We start from the raw sequence: 24,584 nt of genomic DNA on the forward strand, positions 1-24,584 counted from the left end.
CCGCGCCGCCACCGCGCGCACGCCGGCCGGCTGCGCGCGGTGGCGGCCCGGCCACGCCCTGTGTCCGTCCACGACCACGGCCGGTGACCTGGTGTTCTCAGGCACGTCGGAAACTTCCGGTTAACTCAGGCGGGGTAGGATTCGCGCGTAGTCGTGATCCCCACGCGGGAGAGCCCGGACCGGAGCCATCGGTCCGGCGCCGAAGGAGCAACTCCTCCCCGGAACCTCTCAGGCCAAGCGGACCGTGTGGGCAGACACCTCTGGAAAGCGGTCCGCGTTCGCGTGGACCCGCCGACGGTGCAAGTCCGGTGCCCAGTGCCGGGTGAAGCTCTCAGGCGCCCGGAAACCGGGTACGGACAGAGGGGGAGGGCAGTTCCGCATGCCCACCCCTAGGCGCCGGAGGCGAGAGCATGACCCAGCCGAACCCCGATCGCATCCCCTTGGCCGCGCTGGAGCACGGCACTCCCTTCGCCGACCGGCACGTCGGTCCGCGGCCGGCTGAGCTGGCCCGGATGCTCGACGTCGTCGGGGTCGGCTCGCTGGAGGAGCTGGCCCAGCGGGCGGTGCCCCAGGTGATCCGCGAGGGCGAGCTGGCCCTCGCGCTGCCCGCGCCGGCCACCGAGTTCGAGGCGCTGGCCGAGCTGCGCGCGCTGGCCGGCCGGAACACGCTGCGCACCCCGATGATCGGCCTCGGCTACTACGGCACCATCACCCCGCCGGTGATCAAGCGGAACGTGCTGGAGAGCCCGGCCTGGTACACCGCCTACACCCCGTACCAGCCGGAGATCTCGCAGGGCCGCCTGGAGGCGCTGCTCAACTTCCAGACCATGGTCGCCGACCTGACCGGCCTGGACACCGCGAACGCCTCCATGCTGGACGAGGGCACCGCGGCCGCCGAGGCGATGACGCTGGTGCGCCGGGCGGGCAAGTCCAAGTCGCCGCGGTTCGTGGTGGACGCCGACAGCCTGCCGCAGACCATCGCGGTGATCGAGACCCGGGCCGAGCCGCTGGGCATCGAGATCGTGCTGGCCGACCTGGCGCAGGGCCTGCCCGAGGGCGAGTTCTTCGGTGTGCTGCTGTCCTACCCGGGCGCGGGCGGCGCGGTTCGCGACTACCGGGCGCTGGTCGAGCAGGCGCACGAGCGCGGCGCCCAGGTCGCGGTGGCCGCCGACCTGCTCGCGCTGACCCTGCTGACCCCGCCGGGGGAGTGGGGCGCGGACGTGGTGGTGGGCACCACGCAGCGTTTCGGCGTGCCGATGGGCTTCGGCGGCCCGCACGCCGGGTTCATGGCGGTGCGCTCCGGCCTGGAGCGGCAGCTGCCCGGCCGCCTGGTCGGGGTGAGCGTGGACGCCGACGGCAACCCGGCCTACCGGCTCGCGCTGCAGACCCGGGAGCAGCACATCCGCCGGGAGAAGGCGACCAGCAACATCTGCACCGCCCAGGTGCTGCTCGCGGTGATCGCCGCGATGTACGCGGTCTACCACGGCCCCGACGGCCTGCGCGCCATCGCCACCAGGGTGCACCGCCTGGCCGCGGTGCTCGCCGCCGGCCTGCGCGCCGGTGGCGTGGACCTCCAGCACGACCGCTTCTTCGACACCGTGCTCGCGCACGTGCCGGGCCGCGCCGCCGAGATCGTGGCCAACGCCCGCGCCCTGGGCGTCAACCTGCGCTTCGCCGACAACGACCACGTCGGCATCGCCTGCGACGAGACCACCACCCGCGAGCACCTCGCCCTGGTGTGGCAGGCCTTCGGCGTCACCGGCGAGGTCGACGCGCTGGACGCGGAGACCGCGGACGCGCTGCCCGCCGAGCTGGTCCGCACCTCCGACTACCTGACCCACCCGGTGTTCCACACCCACCGCTCGGAGACCGCGCTGCTGCGCTACCTGCGTGGCCTCTCCGACAAGGACGTGGCCCTGGACCGCAGCATGATCCCGCTGGGCTCCTGCACGATGAAGCTGAACGCCACCACGGAGATGGAGTCCATCACCTGGCCGGAGTTCGCCAACCTGCACCCCTTCGCCCCCGCCGCCGACGCCGCGGGCCTGCTGTCCCTGGTGCACGACCTGGAGGCATGGCTGGCCGAGGTCACCGGCTACGACGCGGTCAGCGTGCAGCCCAACGCGGGCAGCCAGGGCGAGTTCGCCGGCCTGCTGGCCATCCGCGCCTACCACCGCAGCCGCGGTGAGCAGGCCCGCGACGTCTGCCTGATCCCGTCCTCGGCGCACGGCACCAACGCCGCCAGCGCGGTGATGGCAGGCATGCGGGTGATCGTGGTCCGCTGCGACGACAAGGGCAACATCGACCTGGGCCACCTGCGCGAGACCGTGGACGCCCACCGCGACGACCTGGCCGCCATCATGATCACCTACCCGTCCACGCACGGCGTGTACGAGGAGACGGTGGCCGAGGTGTGCGCCCTGGTGCACGAGGCGGGCGGTCAGGTCTACGTCGACGGCGCGAACCTCAACGCCCTGGTCGGCCTGGCCCGCCCCGGCAAGTTCGGCAGCGACGTCTCGCATCTGAACCTGCACAAGACCTTCTGCATCCCGCACGGCGGCGGCGGCCCCGGCGTCGGCCCGATCGGCGTCCGCGAGCACCTCGCGCCGTTCCTGCCCAACCACCCGCTCCAGCCCACCGCCGGCCCGGCCACCGGCGTCGGCCCGATCAGCGCCGCCCCGTGGGGCAGCGCCTCGATCCTGCCCATCTCCTGGGCCTACGTCCGGATGATGGGCCCCGACGGCCTGCGCCGCGCCACCCTGACCGCCGTCGCCGCGGCGAACTACGTGGCCCGCAAGCTCGACGAGCACTTCCCGGTCCTCTACACCGGCGAGGGCGGCTTCGTCGCCCACGAGTGCATCCTGGACCTGCGCCCCATCACCAAGGCCACCGGCGTCACCGTCGACGACGTGGCCAAGCGCCTGGCCGACTACGGCCTGCACGCCCCCACCATGTCCTTCCCGGTGGCGGGCACCCTCATGGTCGAACCCACCGAGAGCGAGGACCTGGCCGAGCTGGACCGCTTCTGCCAGGCCATGATCGCCATCCGCAAGGAGATCGACAAGGTCGGCGCCGGCGAGTGGCCGGTGGAGGACAACCCCCTCCGCAACGCCCCGCACACCGCCGAAAGCCTCACCGGCGACTGGAACCACCCCTACACCCGCGCCGAGGCCGCCTTCCCGGTCAAGACCGACCGCCCGAAGATCTGGCCCCCGGTCCGCCGCATCGACGGCGCCAAGGGCGACCGCAACCTGGTCTGCTCCTGTCCCCCCATCAGCGCCTTCGAGAGCTGACGACAAAGCAAACACCCAGAGCGCCCCGGGCCGAGAAGGTCCGGGGCGCTTGCCTTTCATCCCCGCCGCCCGCAACCAAGCCCCGACGTGACCCGCGAACAGCGAGCCCGCAACACACCCCGATTGCTTGGCCCTGCATCAATTCCAGCCCCGCGCGGAACCGTCCACAATGGACGCGAAAGCTAGTCGCCCAGCCCGCGCAAAAACTCCGCGAACGCCCCGGCCGTGAACGACAACCGGGGCCCGTCCGGATTCTTGGAGTCGCGTACCGCCACCGCGTCCGGGGCGAAGGCGACCTCAACGCAGTTCTCCCCGTTGCCGCTGCTGTAGCTGCTCTTGCGCCACGGAGACGCAGGGCGGTCAGGTGTCATACCCACTCCATTCGTGGCCGGAGGTGCCTGAAGCCCGCGCGGCCACCGTCGCTTCGACAGTTCCTCGGCGGAGTCAGCCCGCGGACAGCAGCTGCCCCAGTGCCGGGTCGATGGCCGCGCCGTCCTCGGCGACGGACACCGAGCCGCCCGTGGACTGGGCGATCTTGGTGAGTGGGGCGCGTTCCGGGTCGGGGCCGATCGTGATGAAGCTGATCGCGACCTTCTTGTTCGGGTTCCGCACCTTGTCCAGCTCGGCCTGCAACTGCTGCAGGTTCAGACCGCCGTCGTTGGGGCCGTCGGTGAGCACCACGATCCGGTTCGTCCGCCCTTGCTCGTAATTCTCCACAGCGGAGCGGTAAACCACAGCCAGGCTTGAGTACAGCTGCGTGGCGCTGACCGGCTTCAAGCTGTCGACGGCGGTGCGCAAGGCGTTCCGTTGCTGCTCAATCCCCTTGGTGGGCACCAGTTGCCGGTAGGGCTTCTTCCCGTCCAGCGACCGGGAGAACTCCCACATACCCATAGAACCGGACACGGACCGGTCGACCTGCCCGCGCAGCGCGGCTTTCAGCCAGTCCATCCGCGACTTGCCACCACCGCCGTCGGCGCTCATCGAGCCGGAGACGTCCACCAGCACGGTCACCGTCTGGCCGTTGTCCACCGAGCTCGCCCAGGACGCGGCCAGCTGCTGGGTGGTGTTCTCATCCGCGGGGGCCAGCAGCTCGTCGTTGGCCAGCCAGGTGATGCCGGGGGAGGTGCGCGGGCGGTCGTTGGTGCTGCGCACCCGGACCCCGGACTCCTGGGCGAGCACCTTCTCCTGGTTGGGCTCGCGCAGGTAGTCGCTGAACTTCTGGGCCGCGCGCACCTGCGCGTCGTTGATCCACTCCCCGGACAGCGGCAGCAGCGGGAAGTCCGCGGCGGGCGCGGGGCCCGCGGCCGGGATGCCGTAGAGCGGGCGTTCCGGTTTGGGGCCGCCGTCCTTGCCCAGGTTGCGGCGGAACAGGTCGATCTCCAGCACCGGCACCGCGTCGTAGCGCGAGGTGGCCAGGTCGGGGGTCTTGCTCAGCTCGACCAGCGCGTCCTGGGTGGTCGCGGGCACGTTGGCGACCTTGGCCTTGGCCACCTGGTTCAGCGTGGCGCGCACCGCGGGCTGGTTGAGCATGTCCATGGTGACCGGGCCGCGTTCCTTCTTGCCCGCCCAGGCCAGCGCGCACTGCAGGGCCAGCGCGCTGGCCGGGTTGCGCACCAGGTCCGGCACGCCCATGGTGAACCGGCCCCAGTCGCTGACGCCGAAGCGCTTCCAGCCGTCGGGGGCGGAGAGCAGCTCGGGGATCTCGCTCCAGCGGAAGCCCCGGCCGGAGCGCAGGGGCTGCGCCGCGGCCTCGGGCACCGCGAGCACCACGGGGGAGTTGCCGATGGACTCCGCGGCCGCGCCCAGCAGCGACCTGTTCTGCGCGCGCAGCTGGTTCACCCACAGCGAGGACTCCGGCAGCCAGGCCGAGGGCGGCTGGCCCAGCTTGCTGGTGTCCCAGCCCTGGGTCAGCGCGGTGAGCACGCTGGCGGAGTCCAGCGCCTGCACGTCGGCGCGCAGGCAGTAGTCGTCGATCACCGGGCGCTGGCCGTTCCAGGCGATCGCCGCGCTGTTCAGCGGCTCGAACACGCTGGGCGTGACCACCACCCGCATGGTCAGCTCGCCCTGCCTGCACTCCCCGGCCTGCGCGGCCGCCCTGCGGTCCAGGATGCCGCCCAGCCAGGTCCAGCTGAGGTAGCCGAGGACGACCAACGCGACCACGCCGACGACCACGAAGGGCCATCGAGCCATCCCGCGCCGGGTGCCTTCCCCAGCCGCGCGGTGTCGAGCCATCCGACATCCCCTTCAGCCCTGCGTGATCGACCGGCATTTCCGTACCGGGATCACCATCAAACCGTTGGTAATCAACAGCCACGAACCGTCAGCGTGTCACGCTAACAGGTGACAGAAGAGCGTCAAGATATGTCACGGAGAGTGGATAGCGGCTGAGGTTTGCGGAAACTTGTTGTGATCGTCGCCCGGGGAGCCCCCCACTGGCGGCTCCGGCCATCCGAGCAGCGTGCGGCACAACTCGACCAGCGCCGCGCGCAGCGGCTCGGCCCGGCGCGAAAATGCACTTTGCATTTTGACGTACTCCGCCCGGCCTTCCCCTGTTTCGATCCGGACCGGCGGATAACCCAGTGCCGCGAGATCGTAGGGGCTGGCCCGCATGTCGAGTTCGCGCACCGCCAAGGCCAACTCGAAACAGTCCGCGATCAGTGCCGACGGCGTGTGCGGCGCGAGTTTGTAACCCCACCGGAACAGGTCCATGGTGGCGTGCAGGCAGCCCGGCTGCTCCAGCTCCAGCTGGCCCTCGCGGGTGGGTTGCAGAGTGTTCAGCGGCCGCGCGGGCTCGGTGAAGAACCGGAAGGCGTCGAAGTGCGAGCAGCGCACCTGGCTGTTCTCCACCAGCCGGTCGGTGCCCTCGTGCCCCAGCCGCAGCGGCCAGCCCACGTGCCGGACCTGCTCCGGCGAGGTCCGGTAGACCATCGCCCATTCGTGTAGTCCGAAGCAGCCCAGCCGCGGCGGCCTGCTCGCGGTCGCGCTGAGCAGGGCCACCACGAACTCCGCGGTGCGCCGCCGGGCGGGCGGGAAGGCCGCCGGGTCCAGCGTGACGCCCTCGGCCGTGCGCGTGTAGGCGGGCCAGCGCAAATACTCCAGCGCCGAGTCCCCGGCCAGGGTCACCCCCGGCCCCGGATGCCACCGCTCCAGCTGCGCGGGCTTGAAGCTGTAGTAGGTGAACATGAAGTCCAGCACCGGGTGCTTCTCGCCGCCGGCCTTGCGGGCGCGGTGCCCCTCGGTCCACGGGCGGATGCGCTCCAGGTAGGTGGCGCGCTGTGCGTGCCAGTCCGCCTCGTCCAGGACGAGGTGCTGGGCAGGCGTGGCGACCACCTGCCGATTCTAGGTCACGCCAACCCGAGCACCGCCCAGCAGATCTTGCCGCCGGCGCTGGGGGTGCGGCCGTGGGAAAGGGCGAGCTGGCCGACCGCCGGTGGCGCGGGGGGAGTGGTGCCCGGCACCCGGTCGCGCACGGACAGGCTGAGCCGGTTCTCGCGCAGCCGCACCCGCACCCACACCTCCGGGCTGCCCTCGGCCACCGCGCCGGCCACCAGCTCGTCGACGATCAGCAGCGCGTCGCCGAGCACCTCGTGCCAGCCCCAGTCCAGGCAGGCGTCGGTGACGAACAGCCGGGCCCGCAGCGCGCTGATGTCCCCGCCGGGCAGGTGCACCTCCCGCTGCCGGACCGCCGGTGGCGCCCGGCAGACCCGCACCGCCTCGGCCAGCGTCGCGCACACCGGCATCACCTTGGGCAGCACGCCGCGCAGCAGCACCTCCCGCAGCTCCGGCTCCGGGGCGACCAGGGCCATCGGGATGCCCGGCCACTCGTTGACCCGCTGCCAGACCCGGTAGAACAGGCCGACGCCGTGCGCGGGACCGACCTCAAGACGGGCCAGGTTGACCACCAGCGCGCCCGGTTCCTCCGCGGCCACCTTGAGCAGCCCGTCCAGCAGCCGGTGGTGGGTGGACAGGTCGAGCCGGCCCATCGGCTGCACCACGGCGAGGTGACGACGGCTCCAGGTGATCAGCCGGAGCGGGCTGGGCCCGGTCATGCCTCCGCGGAGTCCCGCCGTGCGAGCCTGCGCCGGATCCGCCTCCTGCCCGCCTTGGCCGCCGCTTCCACCGCGGCTTCGCTGAGCCGCAGCCGCTGCGCGACCTCGCGGAAGGAGCGGCCCTCGGCCAGCAGCAGGAGCAGGACGCGGTCCGACTCGTCCACCAGGTCCTTCTGGTCGAGCATCCACACCGCGTGCATCCGGTCCACCACCACCTCCGCGGGGCCGCTGGTCTGCAGCGGGGCCAGCATCGGGTGGTCGAACACCCGGTTGGCCACCGACTGCTTGCGGAGGTGGTCCACGCACAGGCGTTTGACCACGGTCATCAGGAACTGCCGCAACCGGCTGCGATCCAGGCCAGGATGCGCGGCGGTGCGGATGAAGGCTTCGTGCACGAGATCCTCGGCGTCGTCCCCCGCGCCGCGTCGGGCGGCGAGGCGGACCAGTTCGGGGCGCAGCAGCGCGCACTGTCGCCAGTCGTGGGCGGAGAAGGACAGGGTGTTCGGTGACGTGGTGCTCATGGCGGCCCCACTGATCAAAGTTGTTACCCTCTGTGAGTATGTCGCTACTGTGTCTACCCGCGCGCCGCCCGGCGGGGTGTGAGCCAGTTCACAGTTCAAGCAGGACGTGATCGTTCGTAGTTCTTCATGGGGGATGAGCTACAGGTCGTCAGCGGGACGCCACGCCGGAGTAGGGAGGGTGCGGGCGTTTCCGTCGCTGGCAACCACAGGGTGGGATGGCGCGACCCGAGCGGGCGGATGTCACGATTTGCCCCGGGCGCGGACCGTCCCGCACAACAGAGCCCGGCGTCCGGCATGTGGACGCCGGGCTCTGTTGCATTGGGCGTGCTCCGCACGCCAGATTTTTCGCTCTTGAGTCGCCTCGTCACGCATCCGCCGCACGCGAAGCAAGCTTCGGATGCGTCGGACGCGTGACAAGGCGACGCGAAAAATCAACCCCACCGCGATGTCAGAGGCCCGCCGTGTCGCTGGCGCGCCACGCCTCTTCGCGACAAGTCATCGCGAGTGATGATCCGCGGGCCGTTGTCGCTGGCCTGGTGCGCCGCTTGGGCCGACACGCCGCCCCGCTTCGGCCTACGCCCGTCCCAGTTGGGCTCACGTCCCGCCCCGCTTTGGCCAACCCCCCGTCCGGCATGGCCAACCCCCCGCCCCGCTTTGGTCAACGCCCTGTCCGGCATGGTCAACCCCCGTCCGCAACGGCCAATCCTCCGTGCCGCGACGGCCGAATTCCCCCTCCCCCGGGTGCCAGAACGGCCAACGCTCCGGGCGAGGTGTTCGCCGGAGGGTTGGCCGTTCTTGTTCCGTGTGTGGCTAGCTGGGGACGTGGGTTGCGTCTCGGACTGTGCCCACGTACTCCTCGACCAGGTCCTCCAGAGCGACCACGCCGAGCATGGTGCCGTCGGCGGCGACCGCGCCGGCCAGGTGGCTTTGGGCTCGGCGCAGGGCGGCGACCGCCTCGTCCAGGCGGGCGTCGGCTGGCAGTTCCGGCAGGCCGCGGATGCGGTTGCGGGGGACCGGGGTCGCTGGGTCCGCGCCTGCCAGGTCCAGGACGTCCTTGACGTGCAGGTAGCCGCGGACCGAGCCGGTGCTGGTGCGGACCGGGAACCTGGAGTAGCCGGTGCTGATCACCGCTTGTTGCACGTCGCCGACCGTGGGCTGTTCCGGGACCGTGGTCAGCTTGTCCAGGGGGACCAGGACGTCAGCGACCGTGCGCTGGGCTGAGGACAGGGTCTGGGTGAGCCTGCGGTGTTCGGAGTCGTCGAGCAGGCCCTCGCGGCGGGACTCGGCGATCAGCTCGGACAGCTCGGTGGGGGTGTAGGCGCTGTCCAGCTCGTCCTTCGGCTCCACCTTGAGCAGCCGGAGCACGCCGTTGGCCAGCCAGTTCAGCGTGGTGATCACCGGGCGGACCACCCGGACGAAGAACACCAGCGCGGGCACCATGCGCAGCGAGGTGCGTTCCGGGCCGGCGATGGCGATGTTCTTCGGCACCATCTCGCCGAGCACGATGTGCAGCATCACCACGATCAGCACCGCGGCCACGAAGGCCAGCACGTCGGCCACCGCCTCCGGCACGCCCAGCGGCACCAGCAGCGGACTGAGCTGCGCGGCCACCGCGGGCTTGGCGATGGCGCCCAGCGCGATCGAGCACAGCGTGATGCCCAGCTGCGCCCCGGCCAGCATCAGCGAGATCCGCTCGCTGGCCGCGATCACCGTGCGCGCCCCGGCCGAACCGGCGTCGGCGAGCAGTTCCAGGCGGTCCCGGCGGGCGCTGATCAGGGCGAACTCCGCGCCCACGAAGAAGGCGTTGAGCGCCAGCAACAGCACCGAGACCAGCAGGGCCACTCCGCCGCTCATGCCCGCACCTCCTCAGGCGCGACCACAGAACCGACCGGGGCCTGCTCGGGCACGCGGGTGACCCGCAGCTCGGCGATCCGGTTGCGGTCCATTCGCATCACGGTCAGCCGCCAGCCGTCGTGCCGGACCTCGTCGCCCACCTGCGGGATGCGGCCCAGCCGGTAGAGCACGTAGCCGGCGATGGTCTCGTAGTCGCCGTCGGGCAGGTCAAAACCGGTGGCCTCGGCCACCTCGTCGCCGCGCAGCAGACCCGAGACCATCCAGCTCTGCTTGCCCAGCGGGCGGACCGGGTTGACCTCGCCGCGGTCGTGCTCGTCCCGCACGTCCCCGACGATCTCCTCCACCAGGTCCTCCAGGGTGACCAGGCCCGCCGTGCCGCCGTACTCGTCGACCACCAGCGCCACCTGGAGACCCGAGGCGCGCAGCCGGTCCAGCAGCGCGTCCCCCTCCAGGGTGTCCGGCACCGTCGGCACCGGGCGGGCCAGCGAGGCGACCCTGGTGGTGTCGCGTTGCGCCACCGGGACGCCGAAGGCCTGCTTCACGTGCACCACGCCGATCACGTCGTCCAGGTCGCCGCTGTGCACCGGGAACCGGGAGAACCCGGTGCGCTGGCTCAGCTCGATCAGGTCCAGCACGCTGGCGTCCGAGCGCAGCGCCTGCACGTGCACCCGTGGCGTCATCAGCTCATCGGCCAGCCGGTCGCCGAAGCGCAGCGAGCGGTCCAGCAAGGTGGCGGTGCTCTTGTCCAGGGTGCCGCGCACCGCGCTGGTGCGCACCAGCGAGCCCAGCTCGTGCGGGGACCGCGCCGAGCGCAGCTCCTCCACCGGCTCGACGCCGAACATGCGCACGATCCAGTTCGCCGCCCCGTTCAGCCCGGTGATCACCCAGCCGAAGGCGCCGGAGAACCCGGCCTGCAAGCCCGCGGTGGCGCGGGCGGTGGACAGCGGCCTGGCGATGGCCAGGTTCTTGGGCACCAGCTCGCCGAAGACCATGGACAGCACGTTGGCCATCAGCACGGCCAGCGCCAGGGCGATCACCAGCGAGGCCGACTGGGGCAGCCCCAGCCAGCTCAGCAACGGGCCGAACAGCCTCGCCAGCGCCGGTTCGGCCAGGTAACCGGTGACCAGGGTGGTGATGCTGATGCCCAGCTGGGCGCCGGAGAGCTGGAAGGACAGCGTCCGGTGCGCGTGCTGGACCTGCTTGGACCTGCGGTCGCCGACATCACGCGCGTGCGCGTCGACAGTGCTGCGCTCCAGCGCGGACAGGGAGAACTCGGCGGCCACGAACAGGCCGGTGCCCAGGGTCAGCACCACCAGGCCGACCAGGCTGAGCACGATGGAAAGCGTTCCGGTCACCTCGGGCCTCCGAGGAGACGGGTGTCCGGGTTGCTATGACAGCCGGGGCTTTCCCCCGGCTCGCTACTGTTTCCGGGGGACCGCGCGTCTGGCACGGGGTGCTTCACTCCTCAAACAGGATGGATCACAGGATCGGACCCGCGTGCGCGGATCGTACCCAGTGTAAGCGCTGGACAAACGCGGTCCGGCGGCAAAGCTGTGACCCATGTCCCCTCTTCGCGGGAACATCAGCGCGGCGGCGCCGTGGAGTCGCGCAGCACGACCTCGCCGTTGACCCGCACCGACCGGGCCTGCGGCGGCGGGTCCTCATCCAGCGCCAGCCTGGCCGCGCGCTCGCCCATCTCCTCCAGCGGCAGCCGGACCGTGGTCAGCGAAGGCACCAGGTCGGACAGGGTGGGGATGTCGTCGAACCCGGCCACCGAGATGTCCGCCGGGATGGTCAGCCCGGCCGCGCGGAAGGCGGCCATCGCGCCCAGCGCCATCACGTCGTTGACGGCGAACACGCAGGTCGCCCTGGTCTTGCCGGCCAGCAGCCGCTCGGCGGCCGCGTAGCCGCCGTCGCGGGTGAACCCGCCGTGCAGCACGTCCTCGGCGCCCAGCTCGATACCGGACTCGGCCAGCCCGGCCCGGAAGCCCGCCAGCCGGTCCCTGGCGCTGACCAGCTCCGGCGGCCCGGCCAGCACGGCGAAGCGGCGGTGGCCCTGCTCGATGAGCGCGCGGGCCAGCTTGGTCGCACCCAGCTTGTTGGCCGGGATCACCGTGTCCGCGGGCAGCCTGGCCTGGGACACGCAGGCCAGCCTGCCGCCCTGGGCGGTGAAGGCCTGCACCTCGGCGGCCAGCTGCGCGGTGGTGTTGCGGTCGGTGGTCCTGGTGCCCGCCAGCACGATCGCCCTGGCCCGGTGCGCGCGCAGGGTGGACAGCAGCGCCAGCTCGCGGCCGGGGTCGCGGTTGGTGGTGCCGAGCACCACGATCAGCCCGTTCTCCTCGGCCACCCTGGTCACCCCGGCGGCGATGGAGGAGAAGTACGGGTCGGCGATGTCGTGCACCACCAGGCCGACCAGCACGCTGGAGTTGCGGGCCAGCGCCTGCGCGGAGGCGTTGGGCAGATAGCCGAGGACGCGCGCCGTGGTCAGCACCCGGTCGCGCAGCTCGGTGCTCACCTGCCGGGTGCTGCCGTTGAGCACCCGGGACGCGGTCGCCAAGGACACGCTCGCCTGTCTGGCCACCTCGGCCAGCGTGACCTGCCGTTGCGTCACTGGTCTACCTCCATACTCGCGGTACGCAGAGTAGCGGTCGCGCGCCTTGACGGTGGCGATCCGGTGACCGTAGCGTGTTGGAAAGCGCTTTCCAGACTGCCGCCGAAGTTCACGGGAGGTCGACATGTCGGTGCGCCCCATCGGGATCGCACTCAACGGGGTTACCGGGCGGATGGGATATCGGCAACACCTGGTCCGATCCCTGCTGGCCATCCGCGCCGAAGGCGGCGTCCGGTTGCCCAATGGGGACACCTTGTTGCCGGAGCTCGTCCTGCTCGGCCGGGACCCGGCCAAGCTCAAGGACATCGCCGACCGGCACGACCTGCCGAACTGGAGCACCGATGTGGACGGTGTGCTCGCCGACCCCGCGGTCGAGGTCTACTTCGACGCGCAGGTGACCAGCGCGCGGGCCGAGGCGGTGCACCGGGCGGTCGCCGCGGGCAAGCACGTCTACGCGGAGAAGCCGATCGCGCCGGACGTGCCGACCGCGCTGGCGCTGGCGCGGGCCGCCGAGGCCGCGGGCATCCGGCACGGGGTGGTCGCGGACAAGCTGTACCTGCCCGGCATCCAGAAGCTGCGGCGGCTGATCGACGGTGGCTTCTTCGGCCGGGTGCTCAGCGTGCGCGGCGAGTTCGGTTACTGGGTGTTCGAGGGCGACTGGCAGCCCGCGCAGCGGCCCAGCTGGAACTACCGCGCGCAGGACGGCGGCGGCATCGTGCTGGACATGTTCGCGCACTGGAGCTATCTGCTCGAAGGCCTGTTCGGGCCGATCACCGCGGTCACCGCGCGGGCGGTCACCCATGTCCCGCAACGGTGGGACGAGCAGGGCCGGCCGTACGAGGCCACCGCCGACGACGCCGCCTACGCCATCTTCGAGCTGGGTGACGGGGTGGTCGCGCAGGTCAACTCCTCCTGGTGCACCAGGGTGCGGCGGGACGAGCTGGTGGAGTTCCAGGTGGACGGTGTGCAGGGCAGCGCGGTCGCCGGGCTGCGCGAGTGCGTGGCCCAGCACCGGGCGCACACGCCGAAACCGGTGTGGAACCCGGACCTGCCGGTGGACTCGGACTTCCGGTCGCAGTGGCAGCCGGTGCCGGACAACACCGTCTTCGACAACGGGTTCAAGGCGCAGTGGACGGAGTTCCTGCGGCACCTGGCCGATCCCGAGCCCGCCGCGGCCTACCCGCACAACTTCCACACCGCCGCCCGCGGGGTGCAGCTGGCCGAGCTGGGCCTGAAGTCCTCGGCGGAGGGCCGCCGACTGAGCGTTCCGGAGCTGACGTGACCGAGGTCCTGCTGCCCCAGCCCGACGGCACCCTGAGCCGCCACGCACTCGACACCGGCGGCTGGCGCTGGTCGCGGCCGGCCAGGGCGGCCACCTCGCGGCAGGTGCTGGCCGCCGCGCACGTGGTCGCCGACCCCTTCGCCGACAACACCCCCGGCTCCCCGGCCGCCCTGGACTGGGACAGCACCCTGGCCTACCGGCACCACCTGTGGCGGCACGGGCTCGGCGTGGCCGAGGCGATGGACACCGCCCAGCGCGGCATGGGCCTGGACTGGCCGACCGCGGCCGAGCTGATCCGCCGCAGCGCCAAGGAGGCCCGCGCCTGCGGCGGCCGGATCGCCGCCGGGGTGGGCACCGACCAGCTGACCGGACCGGCCACCCTGGACCAGGTCGCCGATGCCTACCTCGAACAGCTCGAGGTGGCCGCCGAGGCCGAGGTCCAGCCGATCCTGATGTGCAGCAGGGCACTGGCCGCCGCGGCGGGCTCGGCCGAGGACTACCACCGGGTCTACGACCGGGTACTGGGCCAGGCCGATCAGCCGGTGATCCTGCACTGGCTCGGCCCCGCCTTCGATCCCGCGCTGACCGGCTACTGGGGATCGACGGAGGTCCCGGAGGCCACCGGGCACTTCCTGGACCTGATCCACGCGCACCGGTCCAGGGTGGACGGGATCAAGGTCTCGCTGCTGGACGCCGGGCACGAGATCGGCCTGCGCCGCAGGCTGCCCGAGGGCGTGCGCTGCTACACCGGCGACGACTACCACTACCCGGAGCTGATCGCCGGCGACGAGCAGGGCCACAGCGACGCCCTGCTCGGCATCCTGGACGGCATCGCGCCGATCGCGGCCGCCTCACTGTCCCTTTTGGACTCCGGGGACACCGCGGGGTTCCGCGCGCAGCTGGCCACCACGGTCCCGCTGTCCAGCCACCTGTTCGCCACCCCCACCTATCACTACAAGACCGGTCTGACCTTCCTGGCCTGGCTGACCGGCCACCAGTCCGCCTTCGCCATGGTCGGCGGCGCGCAGTCGGCCCGCTCCCTGCCGCACCTGGCCGAGGTGCTGCGCCTGGCCGACCGCACCGGTCTGCTGCCCGACCCCGAGCTGGCCGCGCGCCGCTGGACCGCCCTGCTCGCCACGGCCGGAGGCCTGTGATGCACCGCCTGTCGATGAACCAGATGACCGTGCGCAGCCTGTCCATCCCGGAGCTGCTGGCGGCCTGCCTGCGCCACGAGGTCCCGGCGGTGGGCCTGTGGCGCGATCCGGTGCAGACCCACGGGGTGACCCGGACCGCCCGCGAGGTCAGGGAGTCCGGCCTTGAGGTCTCCTCCCTGTGCCGGGGCGGTTTCCTCACCAACCCGGCGAACCAGCCCGAGGCCCTGGCCGACAACCGCCGCGCCATCGACGAGGCCGCCGAGCTCGGCGCGCAGTCCCTGGTGCTGGTCGTCGGCGGCCTGTTCGACCGCGATCTGCCGGCCGCCCGGACCCGGGTCGCCGACGCGGTGGCCGAACTGGCCCCCTACGCCGCGGAACGGGAGGTCGTGCTGGCCCTGGAGCCCATGCACCCGGTGTTCTGCGCGGACCGGGGCGTGCTGTCCACGTTGAAACAGGCGCTGGACATGGTGGAGGCGATCGGCAGTCCGGCGGTGCGGGTGGTGGTGGACACCGTGCACGTGTGGTGGGACCCGGAGGTCGAGGCGCAGATCGCGCGGGCGGGGGAGCGGATCGCGCTGTACCAGGTATGCGACTGGATCACGCCATTGCCGGCGGATGTGCTGGCCGGACGCGGGATTCCGGGGCAGGGGCATATCGACTTCGGACATCTGGGGCGGTGCGTGGCCGGGGCCGGTTATGCCGGGGTGGCCGAGGTGGAGGTCTTTCACGAGGAGGTCTGGGCGGCGGATCCGGACGAGGTGTTCGCCAGGGTGGTCGCGGCGCACCGGGAACTGGTGCTGCCCGGATTGACGTCGGGCTGAACCGCGCAAATCTGGCACCGGTGCTGAACAAACCATTTACCGGTGAATGAGACCTGTGTCACCAGGGCCTTTGGTGTGCCTCAATTCGGTGAAACACGGGCCGTTGTCGGGCGAAATCGGACGCGCGTACTCTTTCGCCCTTGACAGGTCCGGTTGACCCGGGCGGTGTGACATCAGGAGGGACCTCACCGTGAGCGCGACCGTCAACGAAGCGGCGCCGCAACGCGGCTTCTTCGGCCAACCACGAGGGCTGTCCAGCCTCTTCTTCACCGAGATGTGGGAGCGGTTCTCCTACTACGGGATGAAGGCGCTGCTGGTCATCTACCTCTACAAGGCCGTGAGTGAGGGCGGCCTGGGCATTCCCAAGGAGACCGCGATCGCGGTCGGCTCGGTGTACGCCGCCGCGGTGTACATGGGGTCCCTGCCCGGTGGCTGGATCGCCGACCGGTTGCTCGGCGCGCAGAAGGCGCTGCTCTACGGCGGCATCCTGATCATGTTCGGGCACATCAGCATGGCCATTCCGGCCGGGGCGTCCACGACCTACCTCGGTCTGGTGCTCATCGTGCTCGGCACCAGCCTGCTCAAGCCGAACATCTCCAGCATCGTCGGCCGCCTCTACGCCGAGGACGACCCGCGCCGCGACGCCGGGTTCACCATCTTCTACATGTCGATCAACATCGGTGGCGGCATCGCGCCGCTGCTGTGCGGCTTCCTGGCCGCCCAGTGGGGTTACCACGTGGGCTTCGGCGCGGCCGCGGTCGGCATGTTCTTCGGTCTGCTGCAGTACGTGCTCACCCGCAAGAACCTCGGCGAGGCCGGTCTGCGCCCGACCAACCCGCTGCCGGAGGACCACCGCGCCAAGATCGTCGGCCGGCTGGTCGGCATCGTGATCGCGGTGGTGCTGGTGATCGTGGCCGCGATCTCCCTTGGCTGGCTGGCCGTGGGCGGCGTGGTCGACCTGATCAGCCTGCTGTCCATCCTGCTGCCCGCTGGCTACTTCGTGTTCATGCTGCGCAGCGGCAAGACCACCGACGTGGAGCGGGACCGGGTCAAGGCCTACATCCCGCTGTTCATCGGCGCCACCCTGTTCTGGATGATCTTCGAGCAGGCTGGCACGGTGCTCAACATCTACGCCGAGGAGCGGGTGGACCGCAACATCTTCGGCTGGGAGTTCCCGGCGCCGTGGTTCCAGTCGGTCAACCCGGCCTTCATCGTGCTGCTGGCCCCGCTGGTGGCCGCGCTGTGGCTGCGCATGGGCACCCGCCAGCCGACCACCCCGCGCAAGTTCGCCGTGGCGCTGGTGCTGGTCGGCGCGTCCTTCGGCATCCTCGCGGTGGCCGGGCTCAGCGGTGAGAAGGTCGGCGCGCTGTGGCTGCTGCTGGTCTTCGCGGTGCAGACGGTCGGCGAGCTGTGCCTGTCCCCGGTGGGCCTGTCCGCCACCACGAAGCTGGCCCCGGCCGCCTTCGCCTCGCAGATGATGGGCCTGTGGTTCCTGGCCACCGCGGCAGGCAACGGCATCGCGGGCCAGATCGCGCCGCTGTCCACCACCATGTCCGAGCTGGCCTACTTCGGTCTGCTCGGCGGTGCGGCGATCCTGCTCGCGGTCTGCCTGTGGATCGGCGCCAACCGGGTGAAGCGGCTGATGCACGGCGTCAACTGACGCACCCGCTGCCCGCGCCGGGTCAGGCCGCCGAACTGGCCGCCCGGCGCGGGCAGCGCGTCGGCAGGCTGGTCAGCATCGGCAGCGTCCGGCCGTCGCCGCGTTGCGGCGGCCCGGCCAGCTCCAGGCCGGGGTGCCGCTGGAACAGCTCGCGCAGCGCGATCGTGCCTTCCAGTCGGGCCAGCGCCGCGCCGACGCAGAAGTGGATGCCGCCGGAGAAGGCCAGGTGCTCCCTGGCGTTGGGCCGGGCCGGGTCGAACCTCGCCGGGTCCGCGAACACCGCGGGATCCCGGTTGGCCCCGGCCAGGGAGAGCACGATCTGCTCGCCGCGCCGGATCCGCCGCCCGCCCAGCTCCAGCTCGGTCCTGGCGTAGCGCTCGGTCAGGTGCACCGGCGGGTCGTAGCGCAGCGTCTCCTCCACCACCGCCCCGGCCAGGCCGGGATCGTGGCGCAGCCGGTCCAGCGCCTCCGGGTGGGTCAGCAGTGCCAGCGCGCCCTTGCCGATCAGGTTCACCGTGGTGCCGAATCCGGCCAGCAGCAGCAGTCCGCTGGTGGCCAGCAGCTCCCGGTCGCTCAGCGGCTCCCCGTCCACCTTGGCGTGCACCAGTCCGCTGAGGATGTCCTCGGCCGGATGGCGGCGGCGGAAGGCGATCAGCTCGGTGAAGAACTCCTGCAGCTCGGCCATCACCTGGCGCAGCCGCTGGTGCTCGCCGACGGAGTGCACCCCGTCGAAGGCGGGCGCGATCCGGTTCGCCCAGCCGCGGAAGCGCTCGTGCTCCGGCGCGGGCACGCCGAGCAGGTCGCAGATCACCTGCACCGGCACCCGGTTGGCGAAGGCCGGGATCAGGTCGACCTCGCCGCCGAACTCCGCCAGGCTGGCCCGCACGGTCTGCTCGATCCGCTCGGTGTGCTTGACCACCGCGCGCGAGGTGAACCAGGGTGCGGCCAGCCTGCGCAGCCGGGTGTGCGCCGGCGGGTCCAGCATCAGGAACGAGTCCTCGATGGGGTGCACCAGCTCGTCCTCGGCGCGCACGACCGGGGGCGCGTCCGGGTGGCGCATGCCGAAGCGGTCGTCCCGGAACACCCGCGCGGCCAGCGCGTGCTCGGTGGTCACCCAGAAGCCGAACCGGCTGCGCACCAACGGGCCTGCCGCGCGGATCTGCTCGTAGAGCGGATAGGGGTCGCCGGTGCCGCGGCGGACCAGCCGCGCGCCGGGGTCGCCCAGCGCCGAGCCGCCCCACAGCAGGGCGCGGTGGGTCAGGAAGGTCAGCTGTTCCCGCAGGTGTGTCAGCACGGTCATCGGGCGACCCCTCTCAACACGGTCTCCACCACCAGTTCCGGCGCCTGCTTGGGCGCGAGCTCGCCGTTGTCCACGGCCTCCCAGGCCGCGCAGACCACCGCCACGAACACCTGCACCACCCAGTTCGGCGACAGCTTCGGCGTGAAGTGCCCGCTCGCCTGCTGCCGGATCACCAGCGCGCGCAGCGGCTCGGCCAGCCGCTCGAACCCGGCCATCACCTCGCGGTCCCTGGCCAGCGCGCTCTCGTTGGCCAGCCAGGACACCCTCGGCCCCATCGGCAGCAGCGCGGCGGCCAGCTGGGAGAGGGCGCACTCCGGCGGTTCGGCGGTCATGTCGACCTCGGCCAGGCCCTCGGCGATGGTGGCCAGCGCGTCGAAGGCCAGCGCCTGCAACAGCACCTCCCTGGTCGGGAAGTGCCGGTGCACGGTGGTGCGGCCGATGCCCGCGGCCGCCGCGATCTCGCCGAGGCTGGCGCCGGAGTCCTTGGCCAGCAGGCGGGCGGCGGCGTCGAGCACCCGGCTCCGGGTGCGGTTACCGCGTGGTGTGGTGGACATCCCCTGTCCCATCTGGAACAACTTTGTTCCACTGTCTCGTCACGCCCTGTCCTGGGCAAGGGGCCGGATGGCGGATGCGGATGCCGCCGTTCGGTGGTGTCCCGGCTGCTTGACGTGAACTCACCGTCACGAAAGAATCTCGCGCACTGAGAGAAGTGGGGGGCGGCATGGCTGGCGAGGACACGCGTCCGGTGGTGCGGATCAGCGACCAGGAGCGGGAGGCCGCGGTCGCGCGGCTGAACACCGCGGTCGCCGACGGCAGGCTGACCTGGCCGGAACACAACGACCGGCTGGCCAAGGCCTACGCCGCCCGCACCGCGGCCGAGCTGGCCCCGGTGCTGGCCGACCTCGGCAAGCCCGCGCCGCCTGCCCAGCGGGTGGTCGCGGTGGGCAGCAAGATCCAGCGCGCGATGGAGCCCGGCCGGGTCGAGGTCAAGGCGGTCTTCGGCGCGGTGATCCTGGACCTGTCCGGGCTCTCCGGCGACATCGAGGTCGAGGTGGTGGCCAACGCCTTCTGCGGCAAGGTGATCATCACCGTGCCCGGCGACGCCACCGTGCTGGACGAGGGCAGCGCGGTGCTGGGCAAGCGCGCGCTGCCGGGCGCCACGGCCACGCCGGGGCCTCGGGTGCGGATCACCGGCCGCAGCACGCTGAGCAAGCTCGCCGTGCTGCGCGGCTGAACCCGCCTGTGACGAACCCGTGACACGGCCCGCACGGAACGCGGACTCCGCTTTCCTAGCGTGCTGGCATGATCACGACAACGAGGGTCCTGCGCCTGGGAATGGTGGCCGCCGCGGTCGCCGTGCTCCCCGCGCCCGCGGCCCAGGCGGCACCGGAGATCAACTGGCGGCCCTGCGCCCAGGTGGCGAAGGACTGGCCCTACAAGGACGACAGCAGGACCGAGTGCGCGGAGCTGACGGTCCCGCTGGACTACGCGAAACCACAGGGCCGCAAGACCACGGTCGCGGTGAGCCGGGTCAAGGCCACCGGTCCGGCCCAGCGCAAGGGCGCGATCTTCTTCAGCACCGGCGGCCCCGGCATCGGCAACCTCACCGGTCCGCACGACATGACCGAGCGGCGGATCAGCGGGCTCAACACCGAGTACGACTTCCTCGGCATGGATCCCCGGGGCACCGGCTACAGCGAGCACATCTCCTGCCCGGCCCCCGATCCCGGGCAGCTGCCGCCCACCGCCACCGCCAAGGAGCGCGCCAGGAGCAGCTTCGACTACGAGGCCGGGCACAACAAGCGTTGCGCGGCAACGGATCCCGAGTTCGTCCGGCAGCTCACCCCGGACAACGCCGCCCGCGACGTGGACGCCTTCCGCGCCGCGCTCGGTGAGCAGAAGATCGGCTTCTACGGCATCTCCTACGGCACCCTGATCGGCACCCGCTTCCGCGCGCTGTTCGACGACCGGGTGGACAAGATGCTGCTGGACTCCGGCATGCCACCGGTCCAGGACCACACCTGGATGGACGAGAGCATCGACCAGCAGTCCGAGGCGGCGTTCCCGGCCTTCCTCACCTGGCTGGCCAAGCACGACCCCGAGTACCACTTCGGCAGCACCGCGGCCGCGGTCCGCAAGACCCTGTTCGACCTGCGTGCCGAGCTCGGCCGAAACCCCCGCCTGGTCGGCGGGATCCGGCTGGACGCGGAGTGGGCGAGCAGCCACTTCAGTGCCAGTCCCGCCGGCTACGGCCATGCCGCGAGCGAGCTGGCCAAGGCGCTGGAGGGTGGCGCGCCCGCGCCGGCGCCGGACCAGCCGGCGAAGCGGGCCTTCGGCCTCGGCGACCCGCACAATGGCATGAACGCCTTGCAGTACAACGCGATGATGTGCAACCAGGGCACCGGCGCCAGGGACTTCGACGCGATCTGGGCGAACAACGAGGACCGGCAGCGGCGCTACCCGGCCACCGGTGGCGGCAACCTCACCGTGTGGTGCGCGCAGTGGCCGTGGCCCGGCCAGGCGCTGCGACCGGTGCGCGGCAAGAGCCCGCTGCAGCACGTGGGCCACCTCGACGAGGGCAGCACGCCCTACCCGTGGACCGTGGCCACCAGGAACGCCGTCGGCGGCGCGCTGCTCACCGTGCTGGACGACTCGCACGGCTCGCTGTCCAAGATCCCCTGCGCGGCCAAGGCCGTCGACTTCTTCCGCACCGGCCGCACCACCGAGGGCAGCTGCCCCGGCACGAGCTGACCCAGCAACGGAGTTCTCCCATGCGTACTCTCCCCGCCCTCGGCGCCGCCCTCGCGGGCCTGCTCCTGGCCGCCCCCAGCGCCCAGGCCGCGACCGTGGACTTCACCGGCGCGGTCAACGTCAACGGCTGCTCCGGCTCCGTGGTGCGAATGCCCAGCTCCCGCGACCACGACAAGGCCCTGGTGCTGACCAACGGCCACTGCCTGGAACGAGGCCGCCCGATCCCGGACGAGGTGCTGGTGGACCAGCCCTCGCACCGGCTGTTCGACCTGCTGGACGGCTCCGGCAAGGTGGTCGCCGGGGTGCACGCCGCGCGGGCCCTCTACGCCACCATGACCGGCACCGACATCGCGCTGTACCGGCTGCACGACAGCTACGCCGACCTGGCCAGGCAGGGCGTCCGCCCGCTGACCGTCTCGGCCAAGCGACCCGCCCGCGGCGCCGACATCCGGGTGGTTTCCGGCAGCTGGAAGCAGATCTTCTCCTGCAAGATCGACCAGTTCGCCTACCGGGTGCTGGAGACCGGCTACGTCACCAAGGACGTGGTGCGCTACACCCCGGACTGCAAGACCGGGCCCGGCACCTCCGGCTCGCCCGTGGTGGACGCGGCCAGCGGTGAGATCGTGGCCATCAACAACACCAGCAACCGCGAAGGCGAGCAGTGCACGGCGAACAACCCGTGCGAGATGGACCGCGACGGCCGGATCACCGTGCGCAAGGGCATCGGCTACGCCACCCAGACGCACTGGCTGGTGGACTGTTTTGGGCCAGGCAACCGGTTCGACCTCCACCGCAAGGGCTGCCTGCTGCCCAAGCCCTGAGCCGCAATCCCGCTGGAGGCCAGGCCGGTCGGTCTGGCCTTCAGTCCTTGGTCCGCACCATCCGGTAGGCCGTGAAGGCCAGCAGCGCGGCGAACAGCAGCACCGAGACCCTGGGCGGCAGCAGCAGCGCCAGCCGCACCCCGCCGTAGGCCGAGACCACCCCGGCCAGCCCGAGCAGCGCGGCCGAGCGCAGATCGGCGTTGCCGCGCTTGAGGTTCTGCACGGTGGCGATGATCCCGGTCGGGATGACCACCAGCAGCGAGGTGCCCTTGGCCACCACGTCGCTGATGCCGAAGAGCAGGATCATGGCGGGCACCATGATGATCCCGCCGCCAACGCCGAACAGGCCGGACAGCGTGCCCACCAGCAGCCCCAGCGCCAGCATCAGCACCGCGCCGCCGACGTCCAGCTCCGCCTCGGCCAGCCGGTGCGGGGTCTCCAAACCCAGTCGCACCGCGGTGAGCAGCAGCAGCGCGGCGAAGCCGTAGCGCAGCCAGCGCACCGGCAGCACGTGCAGCAGCCAGGTGCCGATCAGCGCCCCCGCCATCGACCCGGCCGCGAGCAGGGCGGCCACCACCCAGTTGACCGAGCCCTCCATGGCGTAGCCGAGGGCGCCGGTGACCGAGATGGGCACCACCGCGGCCAGTGAGGTGCCGTGCGCGAGCTTCTGGCCAAAACCAGCCAGCAGCACCAGTGCGGGCACGATGAGCACCCCGCCGCCGACCCCGAACAGGCCGGAGAGCAGACCGCTGGTCAGCCCGATGGCGAGCAGGGTGACCGGGGCCTGCCGGAGTGGGGACTGCTGGACCTGGTTTAGCTGGTCGGGCATGCGCTTCCTCGGTTTGGCGGCTGGCGGAACTGGCTACAGTATTTGTGGCGGATTGTTGATATGGCAACTAGGAGGCGCTCGTGCCCAGGCCGCGCAAAAAATCGCCGACGGCCAAGGTAACCGAGCTGCCCGGACTCAGCGCGCCGACCCCCTTGGGCAACCAGCTCTACCGCCTGCTGGAGGAGGCGATCCTGGACGGCACCCTGGCCCCGGGCCAGCGCCTGGACCCCGACGAGCTGGCCCGGCACTTCGGGGTCAGCCGGGTCCCGGTCCGGGAGACGCTGCGCGCGCTGGACGTGGCGGGCTGGATCGAGCAGCGCCCGCGCGAGGGCGCCTGCGTGCGCACCTGGTCCGCCCAGGAGGTGGTGGACCTGTTCGAGGCCAGGACCGTGCTGGAGGGCGAGATCTCGGCCAAGGCCGCGCTGCGCCGCACCGAGCCGCAGCTGACCAGGCTGACCGAGCTGGTCGCGCTGGGCCGGGAGGCGCTGGACTGCGAGGAGCCGGAACGCCTGCCCGGCATCAACGAGCACTTCCACGCCGCGATCGCGGCCTGCGCGCACAACGAGGTGCTGGCCGGCATCCGCGAGGGCCTGGCCAAACGGGTCCGGTTCTACTTCGCCGCGGTGGCCCCGGCCCGTGGCGCGGACAGCATCGCCGAGCACCAGGCCCTGGTCACCGCGATCCGCAACCGCGACGCGGGTCTGGCCGCCGAACTGGCCCGCCAGCACGTCCGCCGCACCAGGGCCGCCCTCGGCGAGCTGCTCGCCGACGCGGGCGCCGGTCCCTGACCCGGCTATGGCGTCGAGCGGCGGTGCCTGCGGACGGTCTCCTCGACCAGGTCCAGCACCGGGTCCAGGTCGTCGGCGGGCAGCCCCATCGCCAGGTGCGAGACCAGGCCCTCCAGCACCAGCTCCAGGAACGCGGTCAGCACGTGCACGTCCACGTCGTCGCGCAGGTTCCCGGCCTCGCGCTGCCGTTGCAGGCGGGCCCGGGTGGCGGCGGTCAGCGCCTCGGAGCGCTCGGCCCAGCGGCTGCGGAAGTCCGGGTCGGTGCGCAGCCGCCGGGAGACCTCCAGCCGGGTGCCCAGCCAGTCCGCGGGATGCTCGCCGCCCTCGTGCGACTCGTGCTTGAGCAGCTCGCGCATCACCTGCACCAGGCCCTGCTCGGCGACCACCTGGGCCATCCGGAGCGCGTCGTCCTCGGCCAGGGCCAGGAACAGCGACTCCTTGTCCCGGAAGTGGTGGAAGATGGCCCCGCGCGACAACGCGGTGGCTTCCTCCAGGCGGCGGACCGTGGCACCCTCGTAGCCATAGCGGGCGAAGCAGGTCCGCGCGCCGTCGAGGATCTGGCGGCGGCGCGCGTCGAGGTGGTCCTGGCTTACCCGTGGCACGGGACTGATCGTGACAGTCCGCACCAGGCCGGTGCAAACCGTACGTACGTACTTCACAGTCGCCCGTAGGCAGCAAACGCTTTCATTTCCGCCAACCGGCCGTTGACAGCCCCGCCTGGCGGTGGTGTTATTCGGCCCGCGGGATTGGAAACTTTATTTACTGTCCCAGTTGGTCTTGTCGTACCAGGTGAGTCCGCCAGCTCGCGCACCTCCGCCGCCGCCCCTGCAGACGACCGCTTTTCCGCAAG

21 protein-coding genes and 2 riboswitches are annotated in these 24,584 nt (G+C 71.6%); of the genes, 9 read left to right on the forward strand and 12 right to left on the reverse strand.

What is annotated here, in order from left to right:
* The first annotated feature begins 155 nt into the window (after positions 1-155).
* Positions 156-255, forward strand: a riboswitch (glycine riboswitch).
* Positions 256-367: riboswitch (glycine riboswitch) on the forward strand.
* A 43-nt stretch (positions 368-410) separates the two neighbouring features.
* Entirely contained in the window at positions 411-3,293 is a 2,883-nt protein-coding gene (gene gcvP / locus M8C13_RS16925; RefSeq protein WP_252481565.1) for an aminomethyl-transferring glycine dehydrogenase, read from the forward strand.
* Between the two features lie 182 nt (positions 3,294-3,475).
* Here gcvP and M8C13_RS16930 read toward each other — a convergent pair whose 3' ends face one another.
* The 8 genes from M8C13_RS16930 to M8C13_RS16965 all read right to left on the reverse strand — a co-directional run bounded on the left by M8C13_RS16930 (position 3,476) and on the right by M8C13_RS16965 (position 12,328).
* Positions 3,476-3,664, reverse strand: a complete 189-nt coding sequence (locus tag M8C13_RS16930; protein WP_252481566.1) for a DUF397 domain-containing protein — start codon at positions 3,662-3,664, stop codon at positions 3,476-3,478.
* A gap of 73 nt (positions 3,665-3,737) precedes the next feature.
* Positions 3,738-5,483, reverse strand: a complete 1,746-nt coding sequence (locus M8C13_RS16935) for a substrate-binding domain-containing protein (RefSeq protein WP_252481567.1) — start codon at positions 5,481-5,483, stop codon at positions 3,738-3,740.
* Positions 5,484-5,657: 174 nt separating this feature from the next.
* Positions 5,658-6,623 (reverse strand): 3-methyladenine DNA glycosylase, encoded by a 966-nt coding sequence (locus M8C13_RS16940; protein WP_252481568.1) that lies wholly within the window; start codon positions 6,621-6,623, stop codon positions 5,658-5,660.
* Between the two features lie 14 nt (positions 6,624-6,637).
* On the reverse strand, positions 6,638-7,342 hold the full coding sequence (locus M8C13_RS16945) for an STAS domain-containing protein (RefSeq protein WP_252481569.1): 705 nt from the start codon (positions 7,340-7,342) through the stop codon (positions 6,638-6,640).
* The gene (locus tag M8C13_RS16950; protein WP_252481570.1) at positions 7,339-7,863 is read right to left on the reverse strand and encodes an RNA polymerase sigma factor; all 525 of its coding nucleotides are present in this window, start codon (positions 7,861-7,863) and stop codon (positions 7,339-7,341) included. Before M8C13_RS16950 ends, M8C13_RS16945 begins: the two co-directional genes overlap by 4 nt.
* Positions 7,864-8,673: 810 nt before the next feature.
* Entirely contained in the window at positions 8,674-9,717 is a 1,044-nt protein-coding gene (locus M8C13_RS16955; protein ID WP_252481571.1) for a hemolysin family protein, read from the reverse strand.
* Positions 9,714-11,072, reverse strand: a complete 1,359-nt coding sequence (locus M8C13_RS16960; RefSeq protein WP_252481572.1) for a hemolysin family protein — start codon at positions 11,070-11,072, stop codon at positions 9,714-9,716. The genes M8C13_RS16955 and M8C13_RS16960 overlap by 4 nt, the downstream gene beginning before the upstream one ends.
* A gap of 227 nt (positions 11,073-11,299) precedes the next feature.
* Entirely contained in the window at positions 11,300-12,328 is a 1,029-nt protein-coding gene (locus M8C13_RS16965) for a LacI family DNA-binding transcriptional regulator (protein WP_252481573.1), read from the reverse strand.
* Between the two features lie 124 nt (positions 12,329-12,452).
* Between M8C13_RS16965 and M8C13_RS16970 the strand changes: the two genes are divergently transcribed.
* The 4 genes from M8C13_RS16970 to M8C13_RS16985 all read left to right on the forward strand — a co-directional run bounded on the left by M8C13_RS16970 (position 12,453) and on the right by M8C13_RS16985 (position 17,245).
* Positions 12,453-13,610 (forward strand): Gfo/Idh/MocA family protein, encoded by a 1,158-nt coding sequence (locus tag M8C13_RS16970; protein WP_252481574.1) that lies wholly within the window; start codon positions 12,453-12,455, stop codon positions 13,608-13,610.
* On the forward strand, positions 13,607-14,764 hold the full coding sequence (locus M8C13_RS16975) for a dihydrodipicolinate synthase family protein (protein ID WP_252481575.1): 1,158 nt from the start codon (positions 13,607-13,609) through the stop codon (positions 14,762-14,764). Before M8C13_RS16970 ends, M8C13_RS16975 begins: the two co-directional genes overlap by 4 nt.
* On the forward strand, positions 14,764-15,585 hold the full coding sequence (locus M8C13_RS16980) for a sugar phosphate isomerase/epimerase (protein ID WP_252481576.1): 822 nt from the start codon (positions 14,764-14,766) through the stop codon (positions 15,583-15,585). The genes M8C13_RS16975 and M8C13_RS16980 overlap by 1 nt, the downstream gene beginning before the upstream one ends.
* A gap of 190 nt (positions 15,586-15,775) precedes the next feature.
* Positions 15,776-17,245: a peptide MFS transporter gene (locus tag M8C13_RS16985; RefSeq protein ID WP_252481577.1), complete on the forward strand. Its 1,470-nt coding sequence runs from the start codon at positions 15,776-15,778 to the stop codon at positions 17,243-17,245.
* Positions 17,246-17,267: 22 nt separating this feature from the next.
* Here M8C13_RS16985 and M8C13_RS16990 read toward each other — a convergent pair whose 3' ends face one another.
* Together M8C13_RS16990 and M8C13_RS16995 are read right to left on the reverse strand one after the other, a co-directional pair.
* Complete coding sequence (locus tag M8C13_RS16990) at positions 17,268-18,545, reverse strand: cytochrome P450 (protein WP_252481578.1); 1,278 nt, start codon at positions 18,543-18,545, stop codon at positions 17,268-17,270.
* Entirely contained in the window at positions 18,542-19,099 is a 558-nt protein-coding gene (locus tag M8C13_RS16995; protein ID WP_252481579.1) for a TetR/AcrR family transcriptional regulator, read from the reverse strand. Before M8C13_RS16995 ends, M8C13_RS16990 begins: the two co-directional genes overlap by 4 nt.
* A 167-nt stretch (positions 19,100-19,266) precedes the next feature.
* On the opposite strand from M8C13_RS16995, the gene M8C13_RS17000 reads away from it, so the two are divergent.
* The 3 genes from M8C13_RS17000 (at position 19,267) to M8C13_RS17010 (ending at position 22,117) form a co-directional block, all read left to right on the forward strand.
* Positions 19,267-19,779: a DUF1707 domain-containing protein gene (locus tag M8C13_RS17000; RefSeq protein ID WP_252481580.1), complete on the forward strand. Its 513-nt coding sequence runs from the start codon at positions 19,267-19,269 to the stop codon at positions 19,777-19,779.
* 68 nt (positions 19,780-19,847) lie between these two features.
* Positions 19,848-21,296, forward strand: coding sequence for an alpha/beta fold hydrolase (locus M8C13_RS17005; protein WP_252481581.1), 1,449 nt, complete (start codon positions 19,848-19,850; stop codon positions 21,294-21,296).
* A gap of 20 nt (positions 21,297-21,316) precedes the next feature.
* On the forward strand, positions 21,317-22,117 hold the full coding sequence (locus M8C13_RS17010) for a serine protease (RefSeq protein ID WP_252481582.1): 801 nt from the start codon (positions 21,317-21,319) through the stop codon (positions 22,115-22,117).
* Positions 22,118-22,157: 40 nt separating this feature from the next.
* Here the strand turns inward: M8C13_RS17010 and M8C13_RS17015 are convergent, their stop codons facing one another.
* Positions 22,158-22,946: a sulfite exporter TauE/SafE family protein gene (locus M8C13_RS17015; RefSeq protein ID WP_252481583.1), complete on the reverse strand. Its 789-nt coding sequence runs from the start codon at positions 22,944-22,946 to the stop codon at positions 22,158-22,160.
* Between the two features lie 80 nt (positions 22,947-23,026).
* On the opposite strand from M8C13_RS17015, the gene M8C13_RS17020 reads away from it, so the two are divergent.
* Positions 23,027-23,734, forward strand: coding sequence for a GntR family transcriptional regulator (locus tag M8C13_RS17020; RefSeq protein WP_252481584.1), 708 nt, complete (start codon positions 23,027-23,029; stop codon positions 23,732-23,734).
* A gap of 5 nt (positions 23,735-23,739) precedes the next feature.
* Here the strand turns inward: M8C13_RS17020 and M8C13_RS17025 are convergent, their stop codons facing one another.
* The gene (locus tag M8C13_RS17025; protein ID WP_252481585.1) at positions 23,740-24,336 is read right to left on the reverse strand and encodes a TetR/AcrR family transcriptional regulator; all 597 of its coding nucleotides are present in this window, start codon (positions 24,334-24,336) and stop codon (positions 23,740-23,742) included.
* Between the last annotated feature and the right edge of the window lie 248 nt (positions 24,337-24,584).

Source organism: Crossiella sp. SN42, from assembly GCF_023897065.1.
Classification (GTDB): domain Bacteria; phylum Actinomycetota; class Actinomycetes; order Mycobacteriales; family Pseudonocardiaceae; genus Crossiella.

Excerpts from the sequence above, each read along its gene's own strand:
- M8C13_RS17015 (WP_252481583.1), bottom strand. The coding sequence starts at position 22,946 with ATGCCCGACCAGCTAAACCAGGTCCAGCAGTCCCCACTCCGGCAGGCC.
- M8C13_RS16950 (WP_252481570.1), bottom strand. The coding sequence starts at position 7,863 with ATGAGCACCACGTCACCGAACACCCTGTCCTTCTCCGCCCACGACTGG.
- M8C13_RS16990 (WP_252481578.1), bottom strand. The coding sequence starts at position 18,545 with ATGACCGTGCTGACACACCTGCGGGAACAGCTGACCTTCCTGACCCAC.
- M8C13_RS16945 (WP_252481569.1), bottom strand. The coding sequence starts at position 7,342 with ATGACCGGGCCCAGCCCGCTCCGGCTGATCACCTGGAGCCGTCGTCAC.
- gcvP (WP_252481565.1), top strand. The coding sequence starts at position 411 with ATGACCCAGCCGAACCCCGATCGCATCCCCTTGGCCGCGCTGGAGCAC.
- M8C13_RS16955 (WP_252481571.1), bottom strand. The coding sequence starts at position 9,717 with ATGAGCGGCGGAGTGGCCCTGCTGGTCTCGGTGCTGTTGCTGGCGCTC.
- M8C13_RS17000 (WP_252481580.1), top strand. The coding sequence starts at position 19,267 with ATGGCTGGCGAGGACACGCGTCCGGTGGTGCGGATCAGCGACCAGGAG.
- M8C13_RS16930 (WP_252481566.1), bottom strand. The coding sequence starts at position 3,664 with ATGACACCTGACCGCCCTGCGTCTCCGTGGCGCAAGAGCAGCTACAGC.
- M8C13_RS17010 (WP_252481582.1), top strand. The coding sequence starts at position 21,317 with ATGCGTACTCTCCCCGCCCTCGGCGCCGCCCTCGCGGGCCTGCTCCTG.
- M8C13_RS16980 (WP_252481576.1), top strand. The coding sequence starts at position 14,764 with ATGCACCGCCTGTCGATGAACCAGATGACCGTGCGCAGCCTGTCCATC.
- M8C13_RS16970 (WP_252481574.1), top strand. The coding sequence starts at position 12,453 with ATGTCGGTGCGCCCCATCGGGATCGCACTCAACGGGGTTACCGGGCGG.
- M8C13_RS17005 (WP_252481581.1), top strand. The coding sequence starts at position 19,848 with ATGATCACGACAACGAGGGTCCTGCGCCTGGGAATGGTGGCCGCCGCG.
- M8C13_RS16935 (WP_252481567.1), bottom strand. The coding sequence starts at position 5,483 with ATGGCTCGATGGCCCTTCGTGGTCGTCGGCGTGGTCGCGTTGGTCGTC.
- M8C13_RS16995 (WP_252481579.1), bottom strand. The coding sequence starts at position 19,099 with ATGTCCACCACACCACGCGGTAACCGCACCCGGAGCCGGGTGCTCGAC.